The 16798-nt window shown below is 48.7% G+C and carries 17 protein-coding genes, 8 tRNA genes and 1 rRNA gene; 3 read left to right on the top strand and 23 right to left on the bottom strand.

Annotated elements, in window-relative coordinates; translation table 11 throughout:
- Positions 1–15: 15 nt before the first annotated feature.
- Positions 16–1248, bottom strand: a complete 1233-nt coding sequence (locus ABJ225_RS19505) for an FG-GAP repeat domain-containing protein (RefSeq protein ID WP_347321388.1) — start codon at positions 1246–1248, stop codon at positions 16–18.
- Positions 1249–1460: 212 nt separating this feature from the next.
- Here ABJ225_RS19505 and ABJ225_RS19500 point away from each other — a divergent pair, with 212 nt between their 5' ends.
- Together ABJ225_RS19500 and ABJ225_RS19495 are read left to right on the top strand one after the other, a co-directional pair.
- A complete protein-coding gene (locus ABJ225_RS19500; protein WP_347321387.1) occupies positions 1461–2405 on the top strand; it encodes a polysaccharide deacetylase family protein in 945 nt (314 codons plus the stop codon).
- A 147-nt stretch (positions 2406–2552) separates the two neighbouring features.
- Positions 2553–3197 (top strand): hypothetical protein, encoded by a 645-nt coding sequence (locus ABJ225_RS19495; RefSeq protein ID WP_347321386.1) that lies wholly within the window; start codon positions 2553–2555, stop codon positions 3195–3197.
- Positions 3198–3284: 87 nt separating this feature from the next.
- Here ABJ225_RS19495 and ABJ225_RS19490 read toward each other — a convergent pair whose 3' ends face one another.
- The 12 genes from ABJ225_RS19490 to sigW form a co-directional block, all read right to left on the bottom strand.
- Positions 3285–3902: an HAD family hydrolase gene (locus ABJ225_RS19490; protein WP_056541335.1), complete on the bottom strand. Its 618-nt coding sequence runs from the start codon at positions 3900–3902 to the stop codon at positions 3285–3287.
- Between the two features lie 13 nt (positions 3903–3915).
- The gene (locus ABJ225_RS19485) at positions 3916–4386 is read right to left on the bottom strand and encodes a site-2 protease family protein (protein ID WP_347321385.1); all 471 of its coding nucleotides are present in this window, start codon (positions 4384–4386) and stop codon (positions 3916–3918) included.
- A gap of 112 nt (positions 4387–4498) precedes the next feature.
- A complete protein-coding gene (locus ABJ225_RS19480; protein WP_347321384.1) occupies positions 4499–4918 on the bottom strand; it encodes a VOC family protein in 420 nt (139 codons plus the stop codon).
- A 96-nt stretch (positions 4919–5014) separates the two neighbouring features.
- Positions 5015–5548: a GNAT family N-acetyltransferase gene (locus tag ABJ225_RS19475; RefSeq protein WP_347321383.1), complete on the bottom strand. Its 534-nt coding sequence runs from the start codon at positions 5546–5548 to the stop codon at positions 5015–5017.
- Between the two features lie 23 nt (positions 5549–5571).
- Positions 5572–6294, bottom strand: a complete 723-nt coding sequence (locus tag ABJ225_RS19470; protein WP_347321382.1) for a class I SAM-dependent DNA methyltransferase — start codon at positions 6292–6294, stop codon at positions 5572–5574.
- Between the two features lie 14 nt (positions 6295–6308).
- Positions 6309–6737, bottom strand: coding sequence for a cytidine deaminase (locus ABJ225_RS19465; protein ID WP_053427869.1), 429 nt, complete (start codon positions 6735–6737; stop codon positions 6309–6311).
- A 206-nt stretch (positions 6738–6943) separates the two neighbouring features.
- Positions 6944–8746 (bottom strand): glutamine--fructose-6-phosphate transaminase (isomerizing), encoded by a 1803-nt coding sequence (gene glmS / locus ABJ225_RS19460; protein WP_079513723.1) that lies wholly within the window; start codon positions 8744–8746, stop codon positions 6944–6946.
- 476 nt (positions 8747–9222) lie between these two features.
- Positions 9223–10572, bottom strand: coding sequence for a phosphoglucosamine mutase (gene glmM, locus ABJ225_RS19455; protein WP_056541315.1), 1350 nt, complete (start codon positions 10570–10572; stop codon positions 9223–9225).
- A gap of 17 nt (positions 10573–10589) precedes the next feature.
- Positions 10590–11840, bottom strand: coding sequence for a CdaR family protein (locus ABJ225_RS19450; RefSeq protein ID WP_053427866.1), 1251 nt, complete (start codon positions 11838–11840; stop codon positions 10590–10592).
- Positions 11841–12668, bottom strand: coding sequence for a diadenylate cyclase CdaA (gene cdaA, locus ABJ225_RS19445; RefSeq protein WP_048007329.1), 828 nt, complete (start codon positions 12666–12668; stop codon positions 11841–11843).
- 210 nt (positions 12669–12878) lie between these two features.
- Positions 12879–13511, bottom strand: coding sequence for an anti-sigma factor family protein (locus ABJ225_RS19440; RefSeq protein WP_056541311.1), 633 nt, complete (start codon positions 13509–13511; stop codon positions 12879–12881).
- A 16-nt stretch (positions 13512–13527) separates the two neighbouring features.
- Positions 13528–14091 carry an RNA polymerase sigma factor SigW gene (gene sigW, locus ABJ225_RS19435; protein WP_048007331.1) on the bottom strand — a complete coding sequence of 188 codons (564 nt, stop codon included), beginning with the start codon at positions 14089–14091 and terminating at the stop codon, positions 13528–13530.
- Between the two features lie 358 nt (positions 14092–14449).
- Here sigW and ABJ225_RS19430 point away from each other — a divergent pair, with 358 nt between their 5' ends.
- Positions 14450–14611, top strand: coding sequence for an aspartyl-phosphate phosphatase Spo0E family protein (locus ABJ225_RS19430; RefSeq protein WP_079513717.1), 162 nt, complete (start codon positions 14450–14452; stop codon positions 14609–14611).
- Between the two features lie 55 nt (positions 14612–14666).
- Here the strand turns inward: ABJ225_RS19430 and rocF are convergent, their stop codons facing one another.
- The 10 genes from rocF to rrf form a co-directional block, all read right to left on the bottom strand.
- The gene (gene rocF / locus ABJ225_RS19425; RefSeq protein ID WP_218247449.1) at positions 14667–15569 is read right to left on the bottom strand and encodes an arginase; all 903 of its coding nucleotides are present in this window, start codon (positions 15567–15569) and stop codon (positions 14667–14669) included.
- Between the two features lie 179 nt (positions 15570–15748).
- Positions 15749–15821: transfer RNA gene (locus ABJ225_RS19420), tRNA-Lys, on the bottom strand.
- Between the two features lie 5 nt (positions 15822–15826).
- Positions 15827–15901: transfer RNA gene (locus ABJ225_RS19415), tRNA-Gln, on the bottom strand.
- A gap of 62 nt (positions 15902–15963) precedes the next feature.
- A tRNA-Tyr gene (locus tag ABJ225_RS19410) sits at positions 15964–16047 on the bottom strand.
- Positions 16048–16061: 14 nt separating this feature from the next.
- Positions 16062–16137 (bottom strand) — tRNA-Thr (locus ABJ225_RS19405).
- Positions 16138–16339: 202 nt separating this feature from the next.
- Positions 16340–16415: transfer RNA gene (locus ABJ225_RS19400), tRNA-Val, on the bottom strand.
- An 11-nt stretch (positions 16416–16426) separates the two neighbouring features.
- Positions 16427–16501 (bottom strand) — tRNA-Glu (locus ABJ225_RS19395).
- A gap of 29 nt (positions 16502–16530) precedes the next feature.
- Positions 16531–16603 (bottom strand) — tRNA-Thr (locus ABJ225_RS19390).
- Between the two features lie 2 nt (positions 16604–16605).
- Positions 16606–16680: transfer RNA gene (locus ABJ225_RS19385), tRNA-Asn, on the bottom strand.
- 7 nt (positions 16681–16687) lie between these two features.
- Positions 16688–16798: ribosomal RNA gene (gene rrf, locus ABJ225_RS19380) — 5S ribosomal RNA — on the bottom strand; the annotation flags it as partial.

The raw sequence follows: 16798 nt of genomic DNA, 5'->3' as shown, positions 1-16798 counted from the left end.
CCACACCTACATTTCTTAGTTCGCTTGGAAGTTTTCCGGGTACCGCTCGGGTGAATACTTAGTCAGATAGATGAATTGATTGCTTTCACTCAATTCATTCCATCCTTCATCGGGGATAGCCTTATCCTTCTCGACGGCATAGATATCGTAGAGGACAGTGCCATCTTCCTTAGAGATGAATTTCACGTATCGGCGGTCCCCGCTCGTGTCGATTTCAACATCCGGCCACGAATCGGGGAGCTTCCATGTATATTGATAGTTCACATTCTCATATGTGCTTTCGATGAAGCGGGCTTCCCCGTCATCCTTCAGCTGGTAGTACTCACTGATGAACGGCATATCCACATACGGCTTGTCTTCACTTCCTTCAACAAGCACAGGAAATTCGATGATCCCGTCATCATTCGTATCGATACTATTCGCGGCTGTTGCCCTGAAGAGATCTTCTTCCTTCAATCCCTTCGGCTTCACTTCCTTCAGCTTACCGTCTTTCACACCGACGATGAAAGAGGTGGAGGAGTGCGCCCCCACACTGGAATCCAGGACAGCGCCCTTGACGGATGGGGTAACGTATCCCGCCACCGTATGATAATAAGGGTATACATAAGGGTCCAGCTTGAGCTCATCGACCTTTTCCATGTTGTCCTTGTATGAGTAGAGGGTGACGTTATGCTCCTGATTCGGCACAAGGGTAGCGAGCATCAGTTCACCCCTCCCATCTTCGTTATAATCGTCGGCAAAAAAGGCACTGTATTGGGATTCAAACAGCTTCTCCGGCTTGTCTCCGTTCACATTGAAGACGAGGAGGGCCTTATCCGATGACTCATTGGAATACGAAAACCCAATCAGGACCTCATCCTTTCCGTCTCCATCTAAGTCGGCGAACTCCACCTTCTGAAGCTCCCTGCCAAGATCGTTGAACTGGGTTCTTTTCTTCCACTCCCCCTTGCGATTCTCAAGGATGACCCCTTCCATCTGGGCCGTCTTATCCGGCATCCGGTAAAAGACGATCAGTTCTTCCTCTCCGTCTCCATCAATATCCCGTTCAATGATCCGGTTTGTGTCCCCATCATCAAGAGGAGAGAGCCACTCAGCCTGTGCAGGCACGTACTGACTGATCGCCTGCTTCAGCTCCTGCTGCTGGACCGGGAGCTGAGGGGGCTTCATCAACGACGAATTCGATTGAAATAATGAGCATCCACTGCATATCAATAATATAAGGACCACTTGTATCGTCAGTCTCTTCATTCCATTCACTTCCTACTTATAGCTTCCATCAGTATAGTGTAAACCTTCTCGACAAAAGTAACAAAAAAGTTACAACGTTCGACGGCGGTTTGTAACCGATTAGTAACCCTTTTACGAGAAGAATGTTTTACCATGGGAAATAGAGACAAACAGCGAGAAGAAAGGTGAGGGGAATGCAACAGCAGGAACGAAAATACAACAGGAGATTAAACGTGAAACGGGTCATCTTGAGCGCACTGACCCTCGTACTTATCCTATTATCAAGTATACTGATCAAAGATATCGTGGTAGCCAAAAGTACTGGGGTCGGAGACAAGTGGATTGCCTTCAACCAATCGGAATCCCCGTTAGGTGGCGAAGCGGGCAAGATCAACGAACCCGAAAAACCGGAAACCGCCAAGGATACCGAGAAAGAACAGCCTGCTGATCCTGAACCGAAGGACGACACGGACCAGCAGGCACAGAATGATCAACAAGAAACCACGGAGCCTGACGAACAAGCTCCTGATGCTGAAACACCGGATCAGGGCACTGATCAAGAAGAACAAGCGACAGAGAAAAAAATCGTCTATCTGACATTCGATGACGGTCCGAATGAAAATACCGAAGGCATCCTTGAGGTGCTCGATCGATACGATGCAAAAGCCACCTTCTTCATGCTTGAACCGAATATGAAGACATACAGCACTGCCATTCAGGATATGGTTGCTGCCGGTCATTCCATCGGGATGCACGGCGTCAGCCATGATGTGAAGAAAATCTATCAATCCAAGGACAGCGTGGTAGGGGAAATGAAACAAGGACAGGCGACACTTCAAGAACTCACCGGTGTAACCAGCAATCTTATCCGCGTCCCATACGGTTCCGTGCCGAATATGACACCTGCCTACCGACAGGCCGTGAATGACGCTGGCTTCCACCTGTGGGACTGGGATATCGACAGCGAGGACTGGCGCTTCCTGAGCCCCGCCTATGTCCCGAACGTGATGAAACAACTCGAAGACTATCAATATCACGAAACACCGCGGGTCATCCTCATGCACGACAAAAAGACGACCCTCGCTTCCCTTGACCAACTCCTTCAACAGCTGACCGAACAGGGCTATGAAATGAAGGCCATCGATCAGGAGATGGAACCTGTGACGTTCAAGGGGTAAAGGGAAAAGAGGGGCGCGCAGTCCCCATGAATCGCCCAAAGACTTTTTACGATCCAAAGACTCAAGTCCCGACTTGAGTCTTTTCTTGTATTCGTCCATGCGTTAAAATGGAAATAAATACATATTTTGTTATGAAGGAGGGGTTCCATGATTAAAAATAAGGCATCGGTTCTAACAGCCATGGCTATTTTCCTCATCTGCATGGCGCTGTACTTCCCGTTCCCTGAAAACAAACTGAGTGAAGCCAGAACAGTATTTATGTCCTTCCCGATCACCGACAGCGACGGATTCGTCATTGTCGGCATCATCGGCAGCTTCCTATATATCAGCGCCATCGTCTTTCTCGTACGTGGATTGAAGAAATACCGGATCCGCCTTGTCCTACTGACCATGTTCGCCTATGCAGCGGCTCCCACCATGGCCATCTGGCTCTATCAACATACATTGGCCAGCGGCATCTACGCCCTTTCCTATAACGACAGGAGCGAGTGTACATTTGAATCAAATGGGGACGGACATATTTATGCTACGTGCGATATAAAATTGAAGAATCATAGCCGGAATGATGTTTCATTCAACCTGGAGCTCCTCGACTCCACATACGATAAGCAATTCCCACTTGAGGAATTCCTCAAAGGCAGCTATCCTGTAACCGTGAAGGGAAAAGGCAGTCAGACCGTCCTAATCGAGGATGAAATCGATAGCCCCGATCTTAAAGATGAATTCAACGGATCGTCCTCCGGATTCCTTCGGATCAAGGCGACGGACGGGGACTCGGAACGGAGATTCTAACGAGACATGGCTCGAGTTGAGTACAAAAGAAAGTAGCCAGGGAACGTATCCTTGGCTACTTTCTTCTCCCTTCTAAAATAGCATGAACTAATACAGCTTCACCAAATCCCCGAACGCCTCAAGCACCTCATCATGCTTCTCCACCTTGCCGAATCCATATTTGGCGTAGACAAATGGGATTCCCGCATACTCTGCGGCTTTCCGGTCACCGTCCGTATCCCCGACATAGACCGGGGCTTTCAGGTTGTTCCTCTCCATGATCAGCTTGATGTTTTCTCCCTTACTTAGGCCAGTGCGCCCAGGATTCTCAAAGTCTTCGAAGAATCGTTCGAGTTTGTGATAATCATAGAACGTTTCGATATAGCCGTCCTGGCAGTTGCTCACGATGAAGAGCTTATAGGAATGAGACAGGGTCTCAAGCACCTTCTCCACATCCGGATATAGCCTTCCACCCCGTTCGCCGAGGAGCGCTTCTTCCCGTTCCAGACATGCCTTCAACATCCTCGACCGTACCTCTTCATCAACGTCCGGGAATAGCCTCTCCTCGATTTCTTTCACCTGCAGGCCCATGACCCCTTCAAAATTCTCACGCGTCATCGTCTGCCCCGCTTCATCATGCTCCTCAATCGTACGATTCCACGCTTCCAGAACCGTATCGATCGGATCCCAGATCGTTCCGTCCAGGTCGAATATGATACTATCCATCTTTGAACCTCCTTTATGCTGATAGAGAGTCTTTCTTCCAAATATTCACCAGCCATTTTCCGTCACTGTATAAGCCTGTAGAATACGTCATTGGGAATAGGGCCGATAGAATGAGCATACCCGTCACGCCGAAATAATACCCATCCAAGAAGTGGTTATGATCGGTATACACCTTAACGAGGATGAGCATGGTGATGGTCACTGCATTGAACAGCACGCCCCCGATGGCGATGAAGGACAGCTTCAAACGGCTTTTTGATATCTCCGGAGTCCCTTCATACCGGCACATTCCAAAGATGAAAAATTGTTTATTCACCTGTACATGTCCCACCTGAAAGAGGGGTTCACCGATCCCAACCTCGATTTTCGTCACCCGACCCCCGAATATCTTCACAAAGAAGCCATGACCGTACTCATGGATCAGGACATTGATCGGTTGAAAAAGAAAGATGGCGACAGCATAGGCGATAAGATTTTCAAGCATGGTTCTCCCCTCCTTTAATGGTTTATATTACCATCATAACAAAAAGGCAAGGTACAAAACATGTTGAATGATAAAAAAGACCTTCTATTCGAAAGTCTTTTAGATTACTTTTTCACCCAATGCCTCCTGTATTCATCAACACCATCCGCCAGCCCTCGGGATCCTCTATCGTGATGCCCTTCTCCTTCCAGTATGGATTCTCCGGTTCCACCGGATCGTACCCAATTTCTGCAAGTCTGGATACAATCTCCTCCATTCGATCACCATCCGGGATATAGAACACAAGGAGATTATCTTTTGTCGGTGCCTCACAGGGCCCTTCGTCTTCGCGGGTCGTGAACTCCAGATGATACGCATGGCCCGGGAGACCGAGCATGATCCCATCATACCCATTGTGCGACTCGAATCCGCCTATCTTCTTCAGCCCAATGCCTTCCATATAAAAGCGGATGACCTCGGCGAACTTCCTGGTTGGACGCGCGATGCGGAACTGGACGACTGGAAGTTCTTCATTCCATTTTTCTTTTTTCATGGGTGCCACATCCTCTCTGACCACATTGTAGCCTGTGGGAACGGGCACCGCATTGGGGATTGGTCGCATCTTTTTTACGACCTTTGGCCGTGTCACTCACATCTCGGGATCAAGATCTGCCATCAGCATGCCGTACACGAAACTGTCCGTCCACTCGCCCTTATTCCAGTAGTCCTGTATGAAATGAGCTTCCTTCCTCATCCCGATCCGCTCGCACAGCTTGGCCGACGCTTGATTCCGGCTGTCGAGGGTCGCCTGGATCCTATGAATATCGTATTCTATGAAAAGCCGCTTTACGAGCCCTCTTAGAGCTTCCGTCGCGTATCCTTTCCCTGCCGTCTCCCTTGCAAAGCTATATCCGATCTCCACCGTGTCCTTCATGCCGGTGTACCATACCGACAAATCTCCAATGACCCTGTCTCCTTCGACCACGGCGAGGCTCAGGCCCGATTCACTGGAGAGAGCTTGATTCTGAATCTTCTTCCGGAACCGCTCCTCCCTATCCTCCGTGGTCCATGGGCCGTGGAGAAGATAGCGACATGTTTCTTCTTCTTGATAGATCGTATATACATCGTGGATGTCATCCTCAGTGAACGGTCTGATGGTGAGTCGGTCGGTTGTGAAATGCATATGGTTCCCCTCGCTTTCCTGCTCTATATGGTGCCTTCAAACACGTGAAATGGATTCCCTTTGCCGTACCCATCCAACACTTCATGGACGGTCACGTTCACAAACCGAAGCAAATCCTTACACTCTTCTACTCCGTACATGCGCATCGGAAAATCCATCAGCTCTTCTTTTAGTACCTCTCCCTCATGTATAAGGTGGTACTTCAGCTTACTATTCAGAACCCTGCTGTCCTTGTCATAGGTCATCCGCTTGTATTCTATGATGGTATTCTTTCCATCTTGAAGTCTATTGGTCTCCTTCCATTCCGGGCAGTCATCAGCCCCCTGCTGGATGATAGCCGTGATCAGTAGTTTACCACCCTGTCTTAGGGACTCCTTTAAATTCCTCAGGCACAGCGGGATGATTTCTTCCGGAAGAAGGGAGAACGACCCGAATGGGATCATGATCAAATCATAGTTATCTTGCCGGTTGAAGTGCCTCATATCTTGATGGAATACACGGGGTTCCATACCCCGTTCACTCCCTTTCACCATGCATACCTTCAGCATTTCATCCGAGATATCAAAGCCCTCAATATCGATCCCTCTCTGCATGAAAGGAATGAGCATCCGCCCGTTTCCGCACATAGGCTCAAGCATCTTCATCCCTTCGGTCACATGGGATAGATAAAAGGTAAGCTCCTCCCCTTCAGCAATGGACTTCCCGCTTTCGTATACCTTCGTGCAAAGCTCCCCGTAGTAGTCCATTTTCTACACTCCCTTTACGTAGATGACCTTGTATATTTCAATGGAATCAGCTCCCCAATCCTGGTTTTCACCAGCTTACCGTCCACCTCCAGGATGACCAAGCATTCGGGTGAATAATCAGCGATCAATTCCCTGCACATGCCGCATGGACTCACGACACGGATCGTGCGATCAACTTCGTCGGAATAGGGGTGCCGGACAGCCACGATGGTATGGAAACCCTTGTGGCCGGAAGAGACAGCACTCCCCACGGCGATTGCCTCGGCGCACACGGTCACACGTCCAATGTAAGCTTCGATATGTACAGCAGAGACGATGTCACCCGATTTCGTACGTAGGGCTGCTGCGACGTGGTGTTTATCATCTTCATAGAGCATGGTGATCTTATCTTTGGCAGATTGGATCAGTTCGAAGTCCTCAGGTGTTAAATCTAGTATATTCATCTCTTGTCGCCTTTCTGTAGGTACCTTTATTTTCAGGAATACTCAGTTAATAAAGAAGATGCCCGTTGGTGACAAGCGTATTCTTTACCCCGTTACCATCTATAGTATGAGAATTGGAAATGGAAAGCCAGCAAAAAAAAGTCCCCCGCATTTACCCATGCGGGGGACTTTAAAGCATATTCAGTTCTTACAACTCTACGAATCTCTTACTCAACCGTAACGGATTTTGCAAGGTTACGTGGCTTATCGACATCACAGTCGCGGTGCAGGGCAGCGTAGTAAGAGATGAGCTGCAGTGGGATGACAGAGATAAGAGGTGTTAATAATGGGTTCACCTCTGGGATGACGAAGCGGTCTTCTTCGTCTTCCAGGCCTTTCATGGAAATGATACAAGGATTGGCTCCGCGGGCTACGACTTCTTTGACGTTACCACGGATTCCAAGGTTTACTTCTTCTTGTGTCGCCAAGGCGATGATCGGTGTGCCTTCTTCGATGAGGGCGATCGTTCCGTGCTTGAGCTCGCCTCCTGCGAATCCTTCGGCTTGGATGTAGGAGATCTCTTTCAGTTTAAGAGCACCTTCGAGTCCAACGAAGTAGTCCATGGAGCGTCCGATGAAGAAGCAGTTGCGCGTAGTGGCAAGGTATTCCTTGGCAATCGCTTCGAACTCTTCTTTCGTATCGCAGAGGGCTTCCATGGCAGTAGCAACGATTCCAAGGTCGTGGACAAGGTCGAAGCCTTGTTGAACGCCGATGGCTTTTCCTGCTGTATGTCCAAGGATGGCAAGGACTGCAAGCTGGGCTGTGTACGCTTTGGTAGACGCAACGGCGATCTCAGGACCCGCGTGAAGAAGAAGGGTGTGATCCGCTTCACGTGAAAGCGTAGAGCCTGCTACGTTCGTGATGGTGAGGGATTGGTGACCCAATTCCTTCACTTTGACGAGTACGGCACGGCTGTCCGCTGTTTCACCACTTTGTGAGATGAAGATGAAGAGCGGCTTCTCCGATAGAAGCGGCATGTTGTAGCTGAATTCGCTGGCAACATGTACTTCGACAGGGATATTGGCGCTTTTCTCGATGAACTGCTTCCCGACAAGACCTGCATGGTAGCTTGTTCCGCATGCTACGATGTAGATGCGGTCTGCTTCCTTCATGGCCCCGACGATCGGCTGATCGATGTGAAGCTCACCGTCTTCATTCTGGTACGCCTGGATGATCTTACGCATCACAAGTGGCTGCTCATCGATTTCTTTGAGCATATAGTGAGGGTATGTTCCCTTTTCGATATCGCTTGAATCGATCTCAGCTGTGTACGGAGCACGCTCCATCACTTCACCGATCAGGTTCTGGATTTCGACCTTCTCTTTGGATACGATGACCATTTCTTTGTCCATCAGTTCAACGAATTGATCCGTTACCTGGATCATGGCCATGGCATCACTTGCCACGACGTTGAAGCCTTCTCCAAGACCTACGAGCAACGGGCTCTTGTTCTTGGCAACGAAGATGGTTTCTTCGTTCTCAGCATCCAATAGGGCGATGGCATAAGAACCTTTAAGGAGCATGAGCGTTTGACGGAACGCTTCCTGTACATCGTTTCCTTCGCTTACGAGTTTGTCGATCAGCTGTACGATGACCTCTGTATCGGTTTCACTGACGAAGTTCACTTCTGTAAGGTATTCACGTTTCAGCTGTGAATAGTTCTCGATGACACCGTTATGAACGATGGTGAAGCGTCCAGACGTGCTTTGGTGAGGATGGGCATTGTCGTGGCTTGGCACGCCATGTGTCGCCCAGCGCGTATGTCCGATCCCTGTATGGCTTTCTACGCTGCTGTCTACGACTGCGCGAAGATCTGCGATACGTCCCTTTTCTTTGAACACGTGGATGCCTTCTTCATTCTGAACCGCGATACCGGCAGAATCATATCCGCGGTACTCAAGCTTCTCAAGACCTTTTAACAAGATTTCCTTTGTATCTGCATTTCCGATATATCCAACAATTCCGCACATGTGAATAGTTCCTCCTTGAAAGTACAAGGGGGCAAATCTCGTTTGGGGACAACTTGCCCCCTTATCTCTATTTGTCATTTGTATTAGGGTCACTTGAACCTTCCCTTTGTCCACCGGGTTGCCCCGATGTTTTGAAGAAGGATCATACGGTTCTGTGACTAGAACCGGGAGGCACCCGCCGATCGATCGATAGAACCTCCACCTCGTCAACTAAGCAGCCGCTTAGTCCTGGCGCTTTTTATAAATCGTACAACCTCTTTCCACCTTTCCATTCTTGAGTCAAGTGTTTCCAGTATGTTGAAAAATTAAAAACAAAATCATCATACACCAGTTGCTTATCATCCGTCAATCATATTATGAATGGACCGACCATTTGTTAGCGGTTTGTCACTGCTTCGCAACATGGTGATGAAATGACCATTACTATAAAATATGCATGAGGGGCCTTAGGTGACCCCTCATGCATGGAAAATCAACTATTCAGCCAGGCCCATTTCCGCCTGTACCACGGCGACGATCTCATCGACGTATTGGGCGCAAAGCTCTTCAGTCGGAGCTTCTGCCATAACGCGGACAAGAGGCTCGGTTCCGGATGGACGGACAAGAATGCGGCCGTTGCCATTCATCTCGTCTTCCACCTTGGTGATGACCTCGCTCACCTTGGCATTATCCGTTACGTGATGTTTATCGGTCACACGGACGTTCACTAGCTTTTGTGGGAACTTCTTCATTTCACCCGCAAGCTCTGATAGGGATTTACCCGTGATCTTCATGATGTTCACAAGCTGGATTCCTGTAAGAAGCCCATCACCTGTTGTGTTGTAATCCAGGAAGATGATATGGCCGGATTGTTCCCCGCCGAGGTTATAGTTGTTCTTCTTCATTTCCTCGACCACATAGCGATCTCCCACTGCTGTCTGGATGCTTTGGATTCCGTGCTCTTCAAGTCCTTTATGGAAGCCGAGGTTACTCATCACAGTGGATACGACCGTTGATTGCTTCAAGCGACCTTCTGATTTGAGGAACTTCCCGCAAATGTACATGATCTGGTCTCCGTCGACGATGTCTCCATTTTCATCTATGGCGATGATTCGGTCTCCGTCTCCGTCAAAGGCAAGACCAAGGTCCGCTCCTTTTTCCTTCACCATTTCAGCGAGTGTTTCAGGATGCGTGGAACCGACTCCTTCATTGATGTTCAGCCCGCTCGGAGACGCCCCCATCGTGGAAATGTCCGCATCGAGATCGGCGAACAGATGCGTCGCAAGGGAAGAAGTGGCACCATGTGCACAATCGAGTGCGATATGTAGTCCGTCGAAGTCTTCATCCACTGTTTGTTTAAGATATTGCAGATACTTTTGTCCACCTTCGAAGTAGTCACTCACCTGACCGAGATCTCCGCCTACCGGACGCGGAAGGGTATCTTCAGTAGCATCAAGGAGCACTTCGATTTCATTCTCCTGGTCATCGGACAGCTTGAATCCGTCCGGTCCGAAGAATTTGATTCCGTTGTCTGCCACAGGATTGTGGGAAGCTGAGATCATGACCCCAGCCTGTGCTCCCAGCGCCTTTGTCAGATAGGAGACACCTGGTGTGGAAATGACTCCAAGTCGCATGACTTCCGCTCCGATCGAAAGGAGTCCTGCAACGAGGGCGCCTTCGAGCATATGTCCTGAGATCCGTGTATCCCTTCCAATCAATATTTTGGGACGTGTGGCATCCTTCGTCAGTACGTAACCCCCGAATCTACCCAGCTTAAATGCCAGTTCAGGTGTCAGTTCCGAGTTGGCTACTCCCCTTACTCCGTCTGTTCCAAAATACTTACCCATCATTATTCTCTCCTTTTTCAGCCCTCGGCTGATGTGTTCTTATCTTTAATTTCTACAGTTACGGTCTTTTGTGACAAGGTCCAGTCCACGTTATCCGGTCCCTGTGCAGTAATCTCCACCTCATGTTCACCCGGCTCGAGCCCCGAGAGGTCGAGGGCAAGGGAGAAGTCATCCTTCGTCACCTTGCTCACCTCATCCTGGGGGCCGCTGAGTGAGACATCCACTGCCTCTGCCTCGGGAGACGTCATGGTGTACTCATAGTCTTCCGGGAGACCCTCCGGTGTGATCTCGAGACCCGTCAGTTCCTTATCCTCATCTGTTGAGACATCGATGGTGATTTCGACTTCTTCCGGAGTCACCTTATTGAGGTCGGACTGCGGGCCGATCTTCACTTTCTTCGTCGTATCTTTCTTGATGTCGGAGAGGTCCACTTCGGCAAACAGCTCCTTCACTGTATCGAGGAGGCTCTGATTTCCGAATATGGTGGCTTCTTTTGGTTTGACGCTGATGGAATTGAGCGTCACGCCTTCAGGAAGCTCCCCCTTCTCTTTCACCGAAATGGGGACGGACTTGCTCGGGTTGGTTACCGAGACTGTCACATCGACCGTTTCCGGTTCTACTTCGACATCCAGTTTATTATAGTTACGGTCGAGCACTTGTACCTGTGCTTCCCTCGTGACATTCTGGTTGATTTCATTATCGACATCGATGGTCGCCTTCACATAGGTGATGCGCTCCACTTCGTCTTTTGCTCCTGTCACCTTCACGGTTTTAGGCTCCACTGCCAGCCCCTGTGCATCATAGCCGTCGGCAAGCAGTCCTTCATTGAACTCGGGCTCGACCCCGAATTCCTTCGTGACCTTCTCCTGCACCGACACATTCACATAGCCGGGGTTGACCTTCGCCTGCATCTTATCCGATAGGTTGTCTATTTTGACTTCCACCTGATGGTTCCCGATGCCGACGTCATTGAGGTCGACATACACTTGGAAGTCCTTCACCTGCTTGGCTGCTTGTACGAGGGCTTTCGGTCCCTCCAGCCTGACGTTCACCGTCTCGGGCATTCCTGTTACGACAAGGTTATCACTGTCATAAAACACTTCAAGTGGCACATCCTGAACAGTTTCCACATCTTCTTGAGAGCTTCCGCTACTCGGACGATTCGCTTCTTTTTGAAGGTCGCCGAAGTTGACGGACATATAGAGGATGAGTGCAAGCAGTAAACCGACGATGCGCATGAACCAACGGCTTTCCATAAACTTATCCATCTATTTCTTCCCCCTCCAGTTCCATTTCACCGAGGAAGCATTCGAACGTTCGCCCACGAGTTCATTCGTCAGGATCTCTTTGAAACGATCCAGAGTCAGGTCGCGATAAAGCTCACCATTCTTCGTAATGGAGATGGCGCCTGTTTCCTCAGATACAACGATGGTAATGCTGTCTGTCACTTCGCTGACACCAAGCGCCGCCCGGTGACGCGTACCGAGCTCCTTTGAAATGAACGGGCTCTCGGATAGTGGCAGATAACATGCCGCTGCCGCAATTTGATTCTTCTGAACGATGACGGCACCATCATGCAAAGGTGTATTCGGGATGAAAATGTTGATAAGGAGCTCAGATGAGATCTTCGAATCGAGGGGAATCCCCGTCTCGATGTAATCACTCATCCCTGTTTCCCTCTCAAGTGTCAAAAGGGCCCCGATGCGGCGCTTCGCCATATAGCTGACCGCTTTGGTCATGGATTCGATGATGCGCTCTTGCTCTTCATCTTCCTGCATGCCGGATCTCGAGAACAGGCGGCCACGGCCGAGCTGTTCGAGGGCCCGTCTCAGTTCGGGCTGGAAGATGATGATGATGGCAAGGAATCCCCAGGTCAATGCCTGCTGCATCATCCATCCGAGGGTATCAAGGCCAAAGATGCTACTGAGACCCCTTACAATGATGATAACGAAAATTCCTTTTAATAATTGTACTGCTTTCGTGCCTTTAATCAGCATGATGAGTTTGTAGATTACAAACCACACCACGAGAATATCTACAATATCGGAGACATAATCCAGTGCGGAGTAATCCGTAAAAATATCGAGAAACGGCATATTACATCCTCCAATAGCTTAATCGAAAGCGTAAGCCGCCATGTGGCTTCTTCATTTTCGTAACTTTTTTAGTATATCACATTTTGTCCTTGTCCATTAAAAGACACCCATGGCCTCTCTTGCTTTGAACTTACGTTTTACAGAAAAAAACTGACACCACGTGAATGCCAGCCCTTAGAGGGAACGTCATCCACGTCCCTCTAGTCTATCTTAATTTTCAACCATTTGCGAATTTCCTAAATCCACTGTGCCTTTGACGCCTTCTTTGATCTTATACCAAAGCCATCCAAAGGCTTCATCAATCTCGTTGATGTCACCGGTCACACTTCCTGCAGAAGCGAGATACTTATCACCGTTGATCACGGTCACATCCCCCGTGACCTTTCCTTCTATCTTCACATCGCCATTGCGTACGGTCAAATCACCCTTGACCACTTCCCCTTTTGGGACGAGGACCGTATGATCCTGTACGACGAGATTATCGTGCTTGGTGAATGCGAAATCATCATTTCCATTCCATGATGTGAAAAGTCCTCCGGTCATGAACGTCAAGAACAGCGCTGCGGCTGTAATAAGCGGGTGGTTTTTCAACCATCGCTGGAATCCTACTTTTTTCTTCTCCTTCGGAAGCCTTGCCATCACACTGTCAGTGAACCCGCTTGGTGCACTGATATGCGAAGTGCTTTGTACAAAGGCGATCGCTTTTTTAAGCTCATGAAAATGATGCTGACAATCATCGCATTCCTGCAGATGCTTCTTCAGTTCCGATGCTTGAGCGCTTCCTATATCTCCATCAAGATAATCATGCATGTATTCGATGACTTCTTCAGGACATGCTTTCATGAATGCTCCCCCTCTCTTACAAAGATCGTAATTGCTTCCGTAGGGCTTCACGCCCTCTATGCACCCTCGTCTTCACTGTACCGAGCGGCATATCCAATATCTCACTGATTTCTTGAAGGGGTAGCTCCTCAATATACTTTAATACGATGACAGATCGATATTTCTGAGGTAATTTTGAAATTTCTTTCTGGATCGTCTCTTGGAGCTCCATATTCTCGACTTCTTCTTCAGGGAGCTGGATATCAGCTGCGATTTGAGAATACATGGTCAGTCCATCCGTCCCGGCTACTTCCGCATCCAGGAAGTAATCGGGTTTTTTCTTGCGTATCCGGTCTATGCACAGGTTTGTCGCGATCCGGAACAGCCAGGTGCTGAACTTCCTGTTCTGATGGAACGTCTCGATATTCACATAGGCCCTTATGAATGCCTCCTGTGCAATATCTTCCGCTTCATGCCGATTGCCGAGCATCCTGTAGCACAGTTGGAATACCTTGTCTTTGTATAACTCCACAATTTCTCCAAATGCGTTCTGATCGCCTTTGAGAACCTGTTTGATTCTTCTATTGATGATTTCGTCCATTCCTCAACCTCCGCTCCATGCGGGTATCGTTATATACGTTACACCCTATTGAAAGGTTTCATTAATTTTATGATGTTTTTTATGTTTTTTCTTCCACCATGTTCAGGACCTTTTATCGATGAATCCGCCCCTACTTTGTGAGGTACAGCCCATATGGCTCAATGCACCACTATAATGGACGTATGTAAGCTGAAAAAGTTACCGAAGATATAGGTAAAAACGATGAAAAACGCAGCCTGCAACCTATATGAAACGGTCTCTCCTCATTATCCTAACAAATTTTCGGATAAAAATGTTTACAATTATTTCAAAAGGGGTATAAAGGGACTAATTATTTATATTTAGGGGGATTTTGGAAATGAGAGTACGAGTACGTGATCTACTGTTCGAAATAGAAGACTGTCGTCGTCAGATGGTCGAGATGGCACTGAAATCATCATTCGCAGATGAGCAGGTCGTCGATTTGAGTGTGAGGCTCGATGATCTACTAAATCAATATCAAGGGTTTAAACACCATTGACCACAAAAAAGCTGATCCCCTGTGGTAGGATGATCAGCCTTTTCTTTTGTATCGATTAAAGAAGTTTTTCTCCAAATAGGGAGCCCATTAGCGCCACTGCCACCGTTGCCGTCTTATTCTTTTCATCCAGGATCGGATTCACTTCCACGAACTCTGCAGACGTAATCAGTCCGGATTCCTCCAGCATCTCCATGGCAAGATGACTTTCACGATAGCTAATGCCGCCGAGGACCGGTGTTCCCACTCCCGGTGCATCGCTCGGGTCCAACCCGTCAAGATCAAGGGACAGATGGACACCGTCCGTTCTCTCCTTCAAATAATCAATCGCATCTTCCATCACGGTTGCCATGCCGAGACGATCTATTTCATGCATGGTGTAGACCTTGATGCCCTTCTCCTTTATAAGCTCCCTCTCGCCTTCGTCCAATGATCGGGCTCCGATCAACACGACATTCTCCGGTTTGATCTTTACGCGGTCATGCCCAATGTCCAAGAGATCCTCATGACCAAGCCCCAAGCTCACTGCAAGCGGCATTCCATGAATATTGCCTGACGGGGATGTATCTGCCGTGTTCAAATCTCCGTGAGCATCATACCAGATCACGCCCAGGTTTTCGTAGTGAGGCGAGACGCCTGCAAGCGTGCCGATGGCAATACTGTGGTCCCCTCCGAAAATCAATGGGAAATCTCCACCTTCAATCACATCGTCCACTTTTGCTGCCAACGTCTTGCTGGCCTCAACCACCGCCTTAAGATTGCGAAGGTTCGTATCCCTGTCCTTATGTACCCGCTCCGCCTGACCGATCTTGATATCTCCAAGGTCCTTAATGGCGTAGCCTAGATCCTCTAGCCTTTCAATCACACCTGCATATCGAATAGCGCTCGGTCCCATATCGACTCCACGCCTCATTTGACCCAAGTCCATCGGTACCCCAATAATCGAAATATCCTTCTTCATCCCAACCATCCTCTCATCGTTGTATCTCCCTCCATTGTATCCGCTTTCACACAAATGACTCAACTGCACATATTCATGTATATATATGCGGACTTCCCTAAGCTTCTTATTTACGTTCTACCTCACACACTTTCCATAACAAAAAACTCCCACGAAAGAATTCGTGGGAGTTTTCATGATGAGCCATGAAGGATTCGAACCTTCGACCCTCTGATTAAAAGTCAGATGCTCTACCAACTGAGCTAATGGCTCATAAATGGCTGGGCTAGCTGGATTCGAACCAACGCATGTCGCAGTCAAAGTGCGATGCCTTACCGCTTGGCTATAGCCCAATAAAATGGCATAAAAAAGGGACATTTATAAGGATGTCCATTTCACAAAAGATTATACAAAATGGTGGAGGGGGGCAGATTCGAACTGCCGAACCCGAAGGAGCGGATTTACAGTCCGCCGCGTTTAGCCACTTCGCTACCCCTCCAGCTAAAGGAAAAATGGTGCCGGCAAGAGGACTTGAACCCCCAACCTACTGATTACAAGTCAGTTGCTCTACCAGTTGAGCTACACCGGCATGTTCAGTTGTACTTGATCAGCAACACTCTTTGCATCCACCCAGCTAAAAATAAAAACCCGTGAAGGTGATTGTTTTAGGCTTGTGTGTTAGTAAAAAAGAGCTTATGGTACGTTATTTTCACTCCGCTACGCTGCGAGGGAAAAATTCAATACCTTTAAGGTAAGTTATTTTCACTCCGCTGCGCTCCGTGAAAAAACTATGGTGGAGGATGACGGGATCGAACCGCCGACCCTCTGCTTGTAAGGCAGATGCTCTCCCAGCTGAGCTAATCCTCCGAATATAAAAATGGTGACCCATACGGGATTCGAACCCGTGTTACCGCCGTGAAAGGGCGGTGTCTTAACCGCTTGACCAATGGGCCAGTCCTGATGTTTCTCAAAAAAAAAAGAAAGCTTCCAACCGGGCTCGAACCGGTGACCTCTTCCTTACCATGGAAGCACTCTACCTGCTGAGCTATGGAAGCAATGGCTCCACAGGCAGGACTCGAACCTGCGACCGATCGGTTAACAGCCGATAGCTCTACCACTGAGCTACTGTGGAATGAATAGCCTGGCGACGTCCTACTCTCACAGGGGGAGATCCCCCAACTACCATCGGCGCTGAAGAGCTTAACTTCCGTGTTCGGCATGGGAACGGGTGTGACCTCTTCGCCAATGTC

Source organism: Rossellomorea sp. RS05, assembly GCF_039822645.1.
Lineage (GTDB): Bacteria > Bacillota > Bacilli > Bacillales > Bacillaceae_B > Rossellomorea > Rossellomorea marisflavi_B.
This window is presented reverse-complemented; position numbering and strand designations above follow the sequence as displayed.